Source organism: Edaphobacter sp. FHG110511_03 (genome assembly GCF_059115365.1).
Map to the genome: position 1 here is coordinate 436,098 of NZ_JBZYWL010000004.1, position 14,177 is coordinate 450,274.

Here is a 14,177-nt window from a genome sequence, read left to right on the forward strand (position 1 = left end):
TCTGATGAAAGATTTTTTTATTGCGGACGCGCCTCAGTTCGACAACTCCGTCATTACCTCCTACTTCGTTCTTTCCTCGTTGCAGGTTCGCGAACGCCGCCAGGGCGGCCAGTTTCTCACCGTCACGCTCACGGACAAGACCGGCTCCATACCGGCCGTCATGTGGGAGGACTTCGCCGACTCTATCGCGGTCTGTTCTGAGGGCTGCTACGTCAAGGCGCAGGGCCAGATCACGCGCTATCAAAACAAGTTTCAGATGGCGTTGCAACGTCTCCGCTTCGCCGCCGAGAGCGAGATCGACCCTACCGACTACCTTCCCATCACCTCCTTCAACATCGACGAGATGTGGGACGAGCTGCGCGGCTTTGTCTCCCGCTTCAGCAACGCTGATCTGCGCCGCCTTGTCTTCTCCTTCCTCGACGATCCGTCGATCGCTGCCGCGTATCGCATGGCTCCTGCTGCGAAGGTGTTGCATCACGCCTGGATCGGAGGGCTGCTTGAACACGTCCTTACGCTCGTCCGCGTCTGCGTGGCCACGGCCCCCTTCTATCCCGAGGTCGACCCCGACCTGCTGGTAACCGGCGCCATTCTGCACGACATCGGCAAAATTCGTGAGCTGCATTGGAAGTCCAGCTTCGGCTACACGCTCGAAGGGCAGCTCATCGGCCACATCAGCATCGCGCAGGGCATGCTGATCGAAAAGGTGCGCGAACTCGAGCCATTCCCCGAGAAGCTCCGCATCCTGGTCGAGCACATGATCCTCTCGCATCACGGCAAGTACGAGTTTGGCTCTCCCAAGCTCCCCATGACCCCCGAGGCGCTTCTCCTGAACACGCTCGACGACCTTGAAGCCAAGATGCAGACACTGCGCAACGCCTTCGCCAACGCCGAGACGCAAGGCAAAGGCCCGGGCGAGGTGACCGACTGGGTCCGCTCCATGGAGCGCCCGCTCTTCAACTCTCGGGCGTTCCTGAAGGATGGAGTCTCGTCCCCGGAGGGGACAGCCATCGTCTCGACCTCTGAAGCCGTGACGTCGTCATCGGACGCTGCGGAGTACGAGCAGCCTCCCCGCGACGATCCTGAACCGTCGGTCGACTGATAATACGTTGACGCATAATTTGTGCCCTGGTGCGAGGTTTCGATAACCCCGTTTTCCGGGAATGACAGTTTCACCAACACCTAGCCCCGTATTGTCAACGCTGCGGAGGCCGAGGTGAGCTATCGCGATATTCAAACAATTGCTCGTCGAACGGCCATTGCCTCTTCGCGAAGTGGGCCAAGGCGGGTCTGTTCGAGTGCATCGCGATAGAACATGTTGTATGTGTCGAAGGGGATGAGGCGTTCGCCGTCCGGGTGGGCAATGTGGATGCAGGTCTTCTTGATCGAGCGGAGATCGAAGGTTTGGGCATCGATGAACTGGACGATGAGGATGCGGAATAAATTGTCGTATCCAAGGTTCTTGGGCGCGAGAACCTGGGGGAGGCAGCAGAGAAGTTCGCGTAGAGTGTTGGCTTGCGATTGGGGGGAGTGGTTGGTCGAGAACAGTTTGAAGATTTGATCGCGTAAGTCAGGGCTGCATTCGATACTTGCGCGGATGGCGGGATCCTGCTCGTAGATGATCGTATTGCGACCGCCATTGATGAGGACGTCGGGCGAGACCAGGCCGGTGAGAGGGACGACCTTTCCCGCGAGCTTCAAGGCGTATCCCATGGCGAGTGTATCGGGATGGCAGGGGACGGGAATGAGGTCTTCGGGCTTGAAGTGGGTGGTCTGTTTGAGGATGCGACGGCGGACTTCGGACAGTGTGAGGCGGTGGGCGTCGCTGGTGTAATTGACGAGGCGGCCGGCCTGTTGAACGGGCTGGAAGGTGACGCCGCGGACACAAGGGTGTTGCAGAGCGAACTCGACGATGGAGCCGAGTTCGTCGTCGTTGACCCCGCGTTCCACTGTGACCACCAGCGTTGTGGAGATGCCGAGTTTATTCAGTCGCTCGAGTGCACGCTCGCGGATGTTGCGCAGGTCGGCTCCGCGCAGCTGTATGAGGGATTCGCGGCGAACAGAGTCGAACTGAAGGTATAGCTCGAAGCTTGGCATGTAGGTGGCGAGGCGCTCAGCAAATGCCTCATCCTGCGCGATCCGGATGCCGTTGGTGTTGACCATGAGGTGGCGGATGGGTCTGCGCTTGGCTGCGTCCAGCACTTCAAAGAACTGGGGGTGGAGGGTGGGTTCGCCGCCCGATACCTGCACGATGTCAGGTTGCGCTTCGTTCGCAACGATGCAGTCGAGCATGCGCTCGATCTGGTCGAGAGGCTTGAACTCGGTACGGTGGGTTCCGGACTGCGCGTAGCAGACGGGGCAGGAAAGATTGCAGGCGTCGCAGATTTCCAGGAGCGATAGGCAGGAGTGCTGCTCGTGGTCGGGGCAGAGGCCGCAGTCGTAGGGGCAACCGAAGTTGATGGGGGTGTGTTGTAGCGGTCGGGCATCTCGGGAGGCTTGATGAAGACTTCGCGACAACGCCGATAGTAGTCCACATCGTCCGAAATCAAGACCCGCTCGAAGCCATGGCTGGGGCAACGCTTGAGCATGAAGACGTTATTTTCTTCGAAGACGATCTTGGCGTCGATGCGGCGGTAACAGGTGGTGCAGATAGAGACGGCTGTGTCGTAGTAGAGGTAAGGGCGAACGCGGGCTGGCATGGGTGTCCTCTGATGATGACTTACTTGAACGCTCGAATGAGTGCAGCAAGGCCAATGGCGAGCAGGCATAGGGTGGAGACGATCATCCCAGTGAACGAGAGAAAGCCGGGCGTGCCGCCGAACTCCTCGCCTGTGTGGACGCTGTATCCGCAGATCCCGAGGCTAACAATGAACATGGCTGCAAAGAAGGCGGTGAGTTTGGCTAAAGAGACTCCGCGCTTTGGCTCCGATGGGGACATGCGCATCATTCTATCTACCTCGGTTGGATCGGAAGCTGGCGATGATTCCGATCGCCAGGAGCCCAATAAGACAAGCGCCTTCGATGGCAACGGAAATCCATATCAAGCCCGCACCTATCTTTTGATTGATCCCCACAACGTCCGTTGCACTTGCAGTGCAGAGACCGAAGGCTATGGCGAAGGTGACGGCTAAGATGGTTGCGAGTCTGGAGAGGCTGATCGATTGGCGCTGGGTTTCGTGCGGCGAAGGCGATGTGCTCATGGAGAACTCCTGATCGCGGATTCTTGAAAGCGAAACAGCTCAACAATACTAGGCGCGAGGGCAAGGAGACCGGCGAGGCAAGCCCATTGAATGAGGTTGAGACCGTAGTGGAGGGGTTGAGGTTTTATGAAGTCGATGGCGAGTCGCCAGGTGAGGTAGGCGGCGAGGAAGAGACGGAAAGTGGCACCCTCGGGGTGAGGGTGGCGATCATAGCGGAGAAGGGCGAAGGCGAGCAAGGTAAGAAAGAGGATCTCGTAGAACTGGGTGGGATGGCGGGGGACGCCGTCGCCGAAGTCAACTCCCCACGGAAGCGAAGTGGGCGTGCCGAAGGTATCGTCGGCAAGGCCAGCGAAGAAGCAGCCGATGCGCCCGATGGCAATCCCTATGCAGAGGGGGACGGCGAAGAGGTCTCCGGTGCGGGAGTGAATGTGCTTAAGGCGCTTGGCAATTTCGACGGCGAGCCAGCCGCCAAGAAGTCCACCGACGATTGTCTTGCCGCCGGGGAGGAGGAGGCTTCGCCAAGTTAGTTGCGAGACGGGAATTTCTTCGAGGAGACCGAGAAGGCGAGAGCCGAGGAGGGCGCCGATGGATGCGGCAGCGATAATGAGCCAGCGATGATCGTCGGGAAGGAAGTCGCCGCTGCGGTCACGCGACCGTCGGTAGACGGCATAGCCTACCATGTAGGCGAGGCTCTCGAAGACTGAGTGGAGCCCGGGGTGAGGGGTGAAGGTCACTTGCGGTCAATTGTATGTGGCGTGGACCATGGCTTGGCGAGACTCAACGCTTTAGCTTCCTGCAAGTCGGATTATCGGCAACTTCGGGATATCGAGGTTTAGCTGTCAGCCCAATCAGGTTTATCCCCGTTAGGCATCACAGAATCCCACTGGGTTGCGGAGGTTTCCAATAACCCCGTTTTCCGGGAACGGAATCGGATGTTTAGTTAAGATCAGCAGACCGCTATTGCTACTGCGACGCCTTGGGGACATTCAGTGCTATTTGCAAGGTGCCCAGCCGGTGGCTGGTTACGTCCCATACGGCGAGATAGAGATAATCATCGCCCCTCTGGAGATCGATCAGTTTATCGATTCGAATGCTGCCATCAGGGTGTTTGCTCAAGGAATTCTGATTGAGCGTCATGGTTGCGCGCTGACCATCTCGCACAATTGCCTCGCCATCGCGATTGAAGGCAATGGCCGCGATCCCGAAAGTAACGATCTTCTTGCCGTCGATGTCTTGAAGGGTAAGCGCGTCGACGGGGAGCGAGTAGCGGATCAAATAACGCATCCTCCCCTTCGCTGCGGGTGGGAGCGGTTGCGACGGGAGGGCTGCGGAAGGGGGCGGCAAAGTTGCCAACGCAGGATCGTCTATTGCTGTTACGTTAGCCTCGAAGAGGATGGGAGCGCTGCTTAGCGGCTGAAAGACTTCCACTTTCTGCCCATTCTGCATCAGGCGAGTCCTGGACTTCGGCGGTTGCTCGGAACTCCCTACGCTACCGTCGGCGAAGTATCCGCTGCGATAGCTCAGGTGATAGTTTTCACCGTCGAGGGTCACGCGGACGTTGTGCCACTTGTTATCAAATTGGAAGTTCTTGGGTGAGTAAGTTAACGTGTAGAACCTGCCGCCAGTGTTGAGGACTTGATCTACGGATTCGATCATTCCATTCGTGTTGTAAAAAGCCTGCCCTCCGGTGGCACGTGCCACATCCGCCATCACCATGTGTTGTTGGTTCATTCCGGGTGGGACTGATACGGTCAATCCGCGCGCATCTACCGCGTAAACGGCGATTCGCTCCCTCTCAAGCTCATCGTAAAGATTGCGCCACTCTGCGTTGTTCTCAAACGCGATGCTGTCGGCATCCGGGAGAAGAAATAAAGAGGATCCTCCAGAGAACCAGATAACGTTCTTGCGGCCGGGGATTTGGCCGAGGTAGACGGCCATCTGGCGCATGGTGTCGAAATCGTTTAAGGCATCACGGCCCGGAGGGGGAAACCTCGGTATGGCCTTGTGAAGGGCGTCAACCAGGAGCGTCCGATCGGACGTAAAGTTCTGCAGGAGAAAGCAATTGTCTTCACTGCGAAGATAGATGGCCAGCGGTTCGCGGTTCGGCACATCGTTCAGGAATTGAGTCAGTTCGTGATTGAGCCACATCTGGTCCGGAATATCCAAATTCGTGATGTCGAGAACGATTACATTCAGTACAGACGGCAAATGGAAGATGTAGGCGTTGCTATAGGCACCGGATTGAGTGACGGGAAGAATGTTGGCGGGGACAGGTGCCTGATGTTCTTCAAAGGAACTGATCGACTGCGACACCTTGTCGTCGAAGATATGAAAAGCGGACTGCGGTAGACCCTCAACGGGGTTGCCTTTGGCGTCAGTGACGGTGACATCGGTTAGCACGATGCGGGAATGAGCCCTAAGGGTATAACCAGCCTGACCGGTCGTTGCATCCTTTGCGGGGCCGGAGGATCCGGCCGCAGGTGACTGCGCGAGAGATAAGTTGGCCACAAATGCCAAGACCAGAGCGACGAACACTCGACCAGGCATAAAAAGCTGCCTTGCCCAAAAGTGCTCCCCACGCGTAGCAGGGCAGGCTACGATGTCGACTGAAGTACGGACGTTCGAGGGAACGAAATAAATAGGCAATGCAGTATTCACTCGATCGGTTTGAAACCAGTAAGCACGCGAGACTCCGCGCGGAACACGTGGTAGTTGTCGAACGTGATGTCATTCATCGTCGTTGCGTACGGACCGTAGGTCCTAAAGCCTTCATCCCACTGTTTCAACAGAACCACAGCCCTGGATCGCATGAGGGAGATGCCCTTCACCGGACAAAAGTAGGTCTTCCCTCCAATCTCAACCGGACCATATTTGACCGTGATATCCGATCTTGCAAGCGGTACAAAACCTTTTAGGTCTGCCTTCGCTTCCAGGCGAACAATTGCACCACTCGTGGGATCAATAGCAATCTCTCCGTGATATCCAGCAATGATGTTGAAAGCGAGCGTCCCGTCTCCACCGGGAAGACAACATCCAAATGCCTCATAAGTGGACTTCGTCAAAGGCACTGTGTAGCTGAAAACAGCTCGCCTTCCATATTCGTCTCGTTCCCAGCGACTCCAGGCCAAATTGCCGGGAAAAGCAAATAATCCCTGCACTAGCCGCAAGACGGGACCAAAAGTGCCATACGTAGTTAGTTCCCGCCCCTTGGAATTCGCTCTTTTTCCCGAATCCACGAGTTCAGCGCCATTACGGTAGAGGACCGTTTCCTCAGAGCTCTCCGCTTTGTGCAACTGCGCATAGTTCATTGCGGTATTTCCCTCATGGAATTGCGGGCTATCCTCATAGCGAACTGTAGTACGCTTCGCAAAAAAGTTCGGCAATTGAGGAATCGTGTTTCGCACGTACTCGGTCGCCATGGTAACGATGTGCTGTTGCTCTGATGCGCTCGGGGTTGGGTCGTAGACAATTTCCGCTGCTGGCGGATCAAGAAAGGCTGAAACATCGGCTAAGCCGACCAGCGCCTGGCGCGCCTTTTCACCGTGCACTCTCGAGAGCCAGGACGAAAGCTTCGCGGAGCTCAATCGTTCAGTCAACTCCAGACCAGAGAGTTCATGAGCTACTTGTGCGTCAGACTGACCGTGGATCGCGCCTAACAATTGCTCCAACTGCTCAACGGTGACAGGGTTTAGTTTTGGATCGGGCAAATCGGAAAAGAATACTTGGTTGTAGTATCCGGTGGTGGTACGAGCGGTCAACCCCGGTTTGTCGACTCGCACCGTAAGATCATGATATTCGTCGGGACGCTTTGCAGCGCGGGGGTTGAATGAGAGTGTGTAGAAGATATTTGCCTCACGCATGCAGTCTTCGATTTGGCTGGCAATGTCGTAACTTCTGTTCAATACCAATCCGCTACTCTGTATCGCAAGCACCTTTCTGTCCAAGTTCATGAAACTTGCATCTTCGGCCGACTGGGCTCCATGTAAGTAGTCTCGGTAAAGCAGCGCAGGATCGACTTCTCCTACTGAGAAGTTATAGAGAACGATGCGCGCCTCGCGAAGTAAAGTTGAAAACCAGCGAATCCCATAGAAGACTTCCTCTTTCGAAACTCGCCTATCCGAGTATCTGCCGCTGCCTAAGCCCCAGCCAGGCCCCACCCAAATCAGGAGTTTCCTCCCGGCCTTTTGTCTTACAGCCGCAGCGATTTGCCCTAATGACTTCAATGCCTCCAGCGATGGAGGATTGTCTGGATTAAAGCTGGGGGAGGCGTCCCCTCTGAGTTCACTTCGGAAAGATCGAAGCTGCGCGATCTCCCTTGAATGAGCAACGTCCGATGCCATGGCATTACCGTCAGTGGAAGATCGAGCAACGACCCATAGACCCGTTGTAGAGAATTCGAGGATAGATATTGGCACTTTGAGATGTCCGCCATCGAGCCGAAGAAAAGCCTCGATTGCATGGCGCTCATCTGATATCACACTGGTGGGAAGATCGAATGTGTCGAGTAACAAAATGGCCTCAACCGGAGGGCTCGGCTTGACCGTGAGTTCATCGAACCCGCTAAAGGAAAGAATATCGACCGGTTGTCCGTTGTCCAGCAGCGTGAAATCTGAGCGCGTTAACCCTGAGACTGTCTTTCCGCCTTTATCCGTTACGGTTACGTCGAGTCTCATCAATCCGCCAAACATCTCAGATGTTCGTTCGGGTCCGCTTGAGATCTGGCGCGCTTCGCGAAGTACGGAGGTTTTAACTTGAGCGATTGCCGTACCAGAAAGCGCAAATTGTGTTAAGAAAGACATCACAAGGCAAAGGGTCAGTATCGACAATCGCTCATACCATGCCACGAGTTGGACGATTGCCATCGTATGAAATTTCGTGACCGTGGCCATTGTCGCTATCTCTCGAGAACGCGATCAGTACGCGAAACGAATATACGCTCTCTAATTTCTAGTCTGGAGGCAATTCATGAAGCACTATCGGCAAAAAATGATAAAGCCAATAGGATGTCGTATCAAGAATCGGATGTGAGGTATGGAGCGTTTGACCGCCCATCCGAAAACAACTACTTGATTAACGATTCCCGCCTTTCGCACCGACGTGAAGCGAGCGAGGGTACGTGCGTATTTCCGTAAGGAGCGCAGAGGGCAGTAAGAATCGAATAGCTTGGGTGAAACCGATACGAAAGGGTCGCAAAGGAGGAACAAATGAAAGCAGCGCGCATACTCGAATATCACAAGCCGCTAGTTCTTGAAGATATAGCGGTTCCCGACATCAAGGCTGATGAGGTCCTTGTCAAGGTGGCTGCATGCGGTATGTGCCGCTCCGACGTCCTGCTGGTTGACGGATTCTTCCAAAACTACGGCGAGATCCCGCCGCCGGTCATTCCAGGGCACGAGATTACTGGAACAATCGAGAAGATCGGCAGTGTCGTTTCACCAGCCGCTGGCCTGGAAGAAGGAGACCACGTCGTGGTATCGCCTGGCTGGGGCGACGGTGTATGTCGCCACTGTCAAGTAGGCAACACGCACATTTGCCCCAACGTGCGCTGGCCCGGATTTGGGACTTACGGAGGGTTTGCGGAATATATCCCGGTTCCCGCACGCTATGTGATCAAAGTCGCAAAACATCTGAAATTCGAGGAGCTGGCGCCACTAACCGATGCGGGCTTGACCCCATATCGGGGCATCAAAAAGATCCGCGATGCCGGTGGGCTCGGGCCAGATCGGGTGATCGGCGTTTTTGGTGTCGGCGGTCTCGGCTCTTATGCAGTTCAATACGCGAAGCTGTTGGGAGCGGGAGCCAAGGTGATTGCATTCGCTCGCAATCCTGAAAAACTTGCCGTCGCAAAGGAGTATGGCGCGGACCAGATCATCAGCACCAGGGACAAGTCTGTCGACGACCTGAAAAAGGAACTGGAGAAGGGCACTGGACAGAATAAGCTCGATGCGATCATCGATTGCGCTGGCGCAACGGAGATGATGCAAACCGGATTCGCGCTGCTCGCCATAAGCGGTCATTACGCCGATGTCGGATTCATCGGCGATCGTATCGACATCCCTCTCTTCCCGCGGATTTCTGGCGAGCAGACTTTTCACGGTTCCTTCTGGGGTAACAATGCGGACCTTAGCGAGGTCATGGCTCTCGCCACTGCCGGCAAGATCCGACACACCATTAAGACGATCAGCTTTGAACAGATCAACGAATATCTTGACCTCATGCGAAACAACGAGGTCGTCGGCAGGGCAGTAGTGAAGTATTGATCTCGATGTTCCAGGCTACGCAGCATGGGTCTCAGAGAGGCGAGGCAGCTGGAGTGCGTCGCCTCTCAAACCTTATCGACAAGCAAACATTCGTTGACTCCGCCGCTTATATCCTGGAAGGATGACGACGCAGCAAGCACCCTCCCCACGACAGCATCTGAACACCGAACCTGGCGCGTCGGTTTATTCGCCGAGCATTCTGAAACTCTATGACTTCGGCGTGCTTGGTATGTTCAACCGTTTCGTCTGGCAGTGCCCAACCAGGACCGTCCTTCTACCCTTCTACAAAGAACACCTCGGGTTGAAACACCTCGATGTTGGAGTGGGAACGGGCTATTATCTTGCTCACGCAGGTCTGACGAAATCCCATCAGATCAGCCTGCTGGATCTCAACGAAAATAGCCTGCGAACTGCCGCGGCTCAAGTGAAAGAAGCTCAGGTTCGCACCTTCATGCGAGACGTAATGCAGCCCTTTGCTGAACCGGCCGACACCGGATACGACTCCATCTCACTGTTTTATCTTTTGCACTGCCTGCCCGGCACGATGGAGGATAAAGAGACAGCGATCGCTAATCTCAAACGTTACCTCTCGAAGGATGGCGTTCTCTATGGCGCCACTATTCTGGGAGATGAGGCGGCCCATAATCCGATAGGCCGATTCGTTCTTAAGCTCTATAACGAGAAGGGGGTCATGCATAACCTGGCAGACACCCTCGACGGCTTGCAAGGGATGCTCAGAAGGCAGTTCCAGAATGTCCAAATCCGCCGACACAACAAGGTAGCCTTGTTCGTAGCACGAAACTGAGTCGATACTCCTGAACTCAAGAGTTGCGATTGGATCACGGGCAAACCGGAAGTTGGGCGAAGACTTTGTTCAAAAGCCGGGTTTCCGCCAGCGTCGAGCTTGTCTTTCAAGATGGCGGGCCCAAGTGGACTTCCGGATTCGATAAGCTTTCGTCACTCATTGATCCTTGCGAGAGCGGCGGCGCTCGTGGTCTAAGTATCGCTTCGTCAAGGGGCCAGGGTGACCGGTCGTGCAGGACCACTTCGAGAGTGCACACCAATGATGGGCAAGTCTCCAACGCTGCAGTGTCAGGACGTGTCAAGGGGTATTTATACCTAAGCAACACAAAATAAAAGAGATGAAGGTTGCCGATGGATTACGGTCAACTTGGTAGAATTTAAGTTAGGAATAGGAAAAGCTTCGAGAGGGTTGAGAGCTTTCCCACTCACTCAAGTGGTTTATATCCAATAACCTACAAGTAAGTCGTTTATTTGAAATACTTTACGATGTCGGTCCGGGCCTAAGCCCAATGGATAGAAGATTTTGCATGAAAACAGGGCGGGGGGCCGTCACCAGCAGATCGGTTCAGGCGTCCCCTCTGCATGTCATTGTTACAATAACGGTTTCAGCCTTATGCCGGAACAAGTAAGGGTTACGCAGTAACATGCTTCGATTTTCCACAGCAGGTGAGAGCCACGGCGAGAGTCTCGTCGCCCTGGTCAGCGGTCTTCCAGCCGGTGTGCCGGTGGACCAGGAGTTCATCGGTCGCGAGCTTTGGCGTCGGCAACGCGGTTACGGCCGCGGCGGCCGCATGCGCATCGAGCGTGATTCCGCGCATATCCTCTCCGGCGTGCGCCATGGCAAGACCATCGGCTCGCCCATCGCGATGACCATCGCGAACAATGACTGGAAGAACTGGACCGAGATTCTTCCCGTCGAAGAAGGGGACTCGGCCAAGCATAAGGCCGTCGCCTCTCCGCGCCCCGGCCATGCCGATCTTGCCGGAGCGTTGAAGTTCAACTTTCCCGATGCGCGTTACGTTCTTGAGCGCGCCAGTGCCCGGGAGTCCTCGGCGCGAGTCGCCTCGGGAGCACTCGCCAAGCTTCTGCTTCGCGAGCTGGGCGTCGAGGTCCTGTCGCACGTCATCCGTGTCGGCAAGGCCGAGCTCTCGCGCCCCGCGCAATGGGACGAGATCGTCGCCCTTTCGCAAAAAGAAGAGATCCTGCTCAACTGCGTCGACCCCGAAGACGAGGCCCGCATGAAGGCCGAGGTCGATGCGGTCCTCCGCACCGGAGATACCGTGGGCGGTGTCTTCGAGGTGGTCGTTCACGGTCTGCCCCCTGGTATCGGAACTCACGTCAACTGGGACGAGCGCCTCGATGGTCTGCTGGCCCAGGCTGTTATGAGCCTTCAGGCGGTCAAAGCCGTAGAGATCGGCCGTGGTGTCACGGCAGCGGAGTCGCTCGGGTCTACAGTGCACGACGCCATCGCCTATGACGCCCCGGACGAAGCCTTCACAAAGTTCTCCCGCGAGCACAACAATGCCGGAGGCATCGAGGGCGGCATCTCAAACGGTGAGGATGTGATTGTGCGTGGATACCTCAAGCCGATCTCCACCCTGCGCCGCCCGCTCGGTAGCGTCAGCTTCGAGACGCGGGAGCCGGTCAAAGCCGCCTACGAGCGCTCCGATGTCTGTGTGGTTCCAGCTGCGGGAGTCGCTTCCGAAGCGATGGTCGCGCTCGCCGTGGCCCGGCTGGCGCTCGAGAAGTTTGGAGGTGACTCTCTCCTCGAACTCCGTCGCAACTACAACGGTTATCTTGAACAGATAAGAGCTTACTGACATGGCCAAGAAGACAAAGATCCATGAGATCGTAAAGTACCCCGACCACGTGCTTTCCAAGCCAGGCGAGCCGGTCACTGAATTCGACGAAGACCTCAACACCCTGGTGGAAGAGATGTTCGAGTCCATGTACGCGGCTCACGGCATCGGCCTGGCTGCCCCGCAGATTGGTCTCTCCAAGCGCCTCACCGTCATCGATGTCAACTTCAAGAAGGACCCAGCCGACAAGCTTGTCCTCATCAATCCGGAGATCGTAGAGCGCGAAGGGAAGCAGTTCGAAGAAGAGGGTTGTCTTTCGCTGCCGGAGATCCGCGAGAAGGTGACCCGTGCCGCAAAAGTTAAAGTCCGCGCTCAGAATGTCGCCGGCGAATGGTTCGAGGTTGAGGGAGAAGAGCTCCTCGCGCGCGCATTGCAGCACGAGATCGATCACCTCGATGGCATTCTCTTTCTCGATCGCCTGAGCCGCCTGAAGCGGGAATTGGTGGTTCGCAAAATCAAGAAGCTACAGAAGAACGGCGAGTGGTAAAAATCTGCATGTATGCAGGTTTTTACATTAGATCCGTTCACTTCGCGTTTATCTCGTTAGGCTAACTTTGAACTGTAGGCAATCGAACGCCGGTAACTCCATCCCCAGGAGCTCCGTATGCGTAGAACTCTCCTTTTTGTTAGTCTTCTGCTCTTGATCCGTCCCTTGGTCCTTCACGCCGACACCCTTAAGGCTTTCCTCGTCCCTTCCGGAGACCAGCTGACCACCCCACTGCCTCCCGGCGCCGCAGTGGATGTCGCCTCCTATCTCTCGGGGGAAGCTTATTTTTCCGAGCCTGAGTTTCAGAGCATTTCGCTTCCCATCACCTTCAATGAGTTCATGTTGTTGGAAGGCTCGATCGACACAACGGATCAGGAACCCCCTGTATCGAACAAATTCGGTATTCCGAAAGCCATAAAGGCTGTGCCGGAGACTTCCACCCGTCTACTGGTTGCAACCGGCCTGTTTGGCGCCTGTGCTCTGGGTTTGAGGCGTTGCTTCGTGCAACCGGATCGATCGGCTGACCGAGGCTGAGACGAAGGCGAACCTGCGCCTGGCTCATTTGAGGTCTTGTTGCAAAGTCACTGGCTCGAGCTTCTACCACAAAACTCCAGTTAGCATGAGAGAAGATGAAACTTGTCTTCTGTGGAACTCCGCAATTCGCCGTCCCCACCCTTGAAGCTGTGCTGAATGCAGGCCACGAGGTCGCGTTGGCCGTCACACAACCGGACCGTCCGGTCGGCCGGGACCAGAAGCTGCAGGCTCCGCCCGTCAAGCAGACGGCGCTGACGCATTCTATTCCTATCGTCCAACCCGACAAGATCAAGAATAACGCTGAGCTTCGCGGGCAGCTCGAAGCGATTGCGCCCGACGCTATCCTCGTCGTCGCCTACGGCCGCATCATTCCGCAGTGGATGCTCGACCTGCCGCGATATGGCAATATCAACCTCCATGGATCACTGCTTCCGAAGTATCGCGGAGCAGCTCCCATTCAGTGGGCTGTCGCGAACGGCGAGACGGTTACAGGCATTACTACGATGCGCCTCGACGCCGGACTGGACACGGGACCCATGTTGCTTGCCCAGGCCGTGCCTATCGGCGAAGAGGAGACGGCGCTGGATGTGTATGAAAATCTTGCGGAGGTTGGGGCGCCGTTGATGGTGGAGACCCTGCGCCGCCTGGAAGCCGGCGATTTGTTTCCGACGCATCAGGATCATGATCGTGCCTCGCATGCTCCGATCCTTACGCGCGACGATGGCCGCATCGACTTCTCCAGATCTGCGAAGCAGATCCACGATCGCTGGCGTGGTTTCCAACCCTGGCCTGGAGCCTTCACCACACTTCAAAGCAAAAAACTGATCGCGCACCGACTTCACCCGGTGGAACATGCCGAGCTTATCGCGCCCGGGATCATCCATCTGCACGAAGGACGCCTGTTTGTTGGCTGTGGAGAGGGAACGGCTCTCGAGCTGGATGAGGTTCAGCTTGAGGGAAAGAGGCGCATGACTGCGGCCGAGCTGCTGCGTGGCTATCAGCTCAACTCCGGTGAGCGACTCGGCGAATAAGCGTG

General features: G+C 56.1%; 11 protein-coding genes and 1 pseudogene. 7 read left to right on the top strand and 5 right to left on the bottom strand.

What is annotated here, in order from left to right; genetic code table 11:
* Positions 1-4: 4 nt before the first annotated feature.
* A complete protein-coding gene (locus tag AC5S26_RS18725; RefSeq protein WP_494186446.1) occupies positions 5-1,099 on the top strand; it encodes a 3'-5' exoribonuclease YhaM family protein in 1,095 nt (364 codons plus the stop codon).
* A 131-nt stretch (positions 1,100-1,230) separates the two neighbouring features.
* On the opposite strand, the gene AC5S26_RS18730 is transcribed toward AC5S26_RS18725, so the two are convergent.
* From AC5S26_RS18730 to AC5S26_RS18750, 5 genes and pseudogenes are all read right to left on the bottom strand, one after another.
* Positions 1,231-2,514 (bottom strand): radical SAM protein, encoded by a 1,284-nt coding sequence (locus AC5S26_RS18730; RefSeq protein ID WP_494186447.1) that lies wholly within the window; start codon positions 2,512-2,514, stop codon positions 1,231-1,233.
* An 83-nt stretch (positions 2,515-2,597) separates the two neighbouring features.
* A pseudogene (locus AC5S26_RS18735) lies at positions 2,598-2,765 on the bottom strand (hypothetical protein); the annotation flags it as partial.
* Positions 2,766-3,193: 428 nt separating this feature from the next.
* Positions 3,194-3,931, bottom strand: a complete 738-nt coding sequence (locus AC5S26_RS18740; RefSeq protein ID WP_494186448.1) for a prolipoprotein diacylglyceryl transferase — start codon at positions 3,929-3,931, stop codon at positions 3,194-3,196.
* 229 nt (positions 3,932-4,160) lie between these two features.
* On the bottom strand, positions 4,161-5,744 hold the full coding sequence (locus AC5S26_RS18745) for a VWA domain-containing protein (RefSeq protein WP_494186449.1): 1,584 nt from the start codon (positions 5,742-5,744) through the stop codon (positions 4,161-4,163).
* A gap of 107 nt (positions 5,745-5,851) precedes the next feature.
* A complete protein-coding gene (locus tag AC5S26_RS18750; protein WP_494186450.1) occupies positions 5,852-8,041 on the bottom strand; it encodes a VWA domain-containing protein in 2,190 nt (729 codons plus the stop codon).
* A 360-nt stretch (positions 8,042-8,401) separates the two neighbouring features.
* Between AC5S26_RS18750 and AC5S26_RS18755 the strand changes: the two genes are divergently transcribed.
* The 6 genes from AC5S26_RS18755 (at position 8,402) to fmt (ending at position 14,172) form a co-directional block, all read left to right on the top strand.
* Positions 8,402-9,457: an NAD(P)-dependent alcohol dehydrogenase gene (locus AC5S26_RS18755; protein WP_494186451.1), complete on the top strand. Its 1,056-nt coding sequence runs from the start codon at positions 8,402-8,404 to the stop codon at positions 9,455-9,457.
* A gap of 121 nt (positions 9,458-9,578) precedes the next feature.
* The gene (locus AC5S26_RS18760; RefSeq protein WP_494186452.1) at positions 9,579-10,262 is read left to right on the top strand and encodes a class I SAM-dependent methyltransferase; all 684 of its coding nucleotides are present in this window, start codon (positions 9,579-9,581) and stop codon (positions 10,260-10,262) included.
* A 643-nt stretch (positions 10,263-10,905) separates the two neighbouring features.
* Positions 10,906-12,081 carry a chorismate synthase gene (gene aroC / locus AC5S26_RS18765; protein ID WP_494186453.1) on the top strand — a complete coding sequence of 392 codons (1,176 nt, stop codon included), beginning with the start codon at positions 10,906-10,908 and terminating at the stop codon, positions 12,079-12,081.
* A 1-nt stretch (position 12,082) separates the two neighbouring features.
* Positions 12,083-12,607: a peptide deformylase gene (gene def / locus AC5S26_RS18770; protein ID WP_494186454.1), complete on the top strand. Its 525-nt coding sequence runs from the start codon at positions 12,083-12,085 to the stop codon at positions 12,605-12,607.
* Between the two features lie 117 nt (positions 12,608-12,724).
* Positions 12,725-13,141 (top strand): hypothetical protein, encoded by a 417-nt coding sequence (locus AC5S26_RS18775; RefSeq protein ID WP_494186455.1) that lies wholly within the window; start codon positions 12,725-12,727, stop codon positions 13,139-13,141.
* 95 nt (positions 13,142-13,236) lie between these two features.
* Positions 13,237-14,172, top strand: a complete 936-nt coding sequence (gene fmt / locus AC5S26_RS18780; protein ID WP_494186456.1) for a methionyl-tRNA formyltransferase — start codon at positions 13,237-13,239, stop codon at positions 14,170-14,172.
* Positions 14,173-14,177: the final 5 nt, after the last annotated feature.

Coding starts and splice junctions, on each gene's coding strand:
- AC5S26_RS18725 (WP_494186446.1), top strand. CDS start 5: ATGAAAGATTTTTTTATTGCGGACGCGCCTCAGTTCGACAACTCCGTC.
- AC5S26_RS18745 (WP_494186449.1), bottom strand. CDS start 5,744: ATGCCTGGTCGAGTGTTCGTCGCTCTGGTCTTGGCATTTGTGGCCAAC.
- AC5S26_RS18755 (WP_494186451.1), top strand. CDS start 8,402: ATGAAAGCAGCGCGCATACTCGAATATCACAAGCCGCTAGTTCTTGAA.
- AC5S26_RS18760 (WP_494186452.1), top strand. CDS start 9,579: ATGACGACGCAGCAAGCACCCTCCCCACGACAGCATCTGAACACCGAA.
- aroC (WP_494186453.1), top strand. CDS start 10,906: ATGCTTCGATTTTCCACAGCAGGTGAGAGCCACGGCGAGAGTCTCGTC.
- def (WP_494186454.1), top strand. CDS start 12,083: ATGGCCAAGAAGACAAAGATCCATGAGATCGTAAAGTACCCCGACCAC.
- AC5S26_RS18775 (WP_494186455.1), top strand. CDS start 12,725: ATGCGTAGAACTCTCCTTTTTGTTAGTCTTCTGCTCTTGATCCGTCCC.
- fmt (WP_494186456.1), top strand. CDS start 13,237: ATGAAACTTGTCTTCTGTGGAACTCCGCAATTCGCCGTCCCCACCCTT.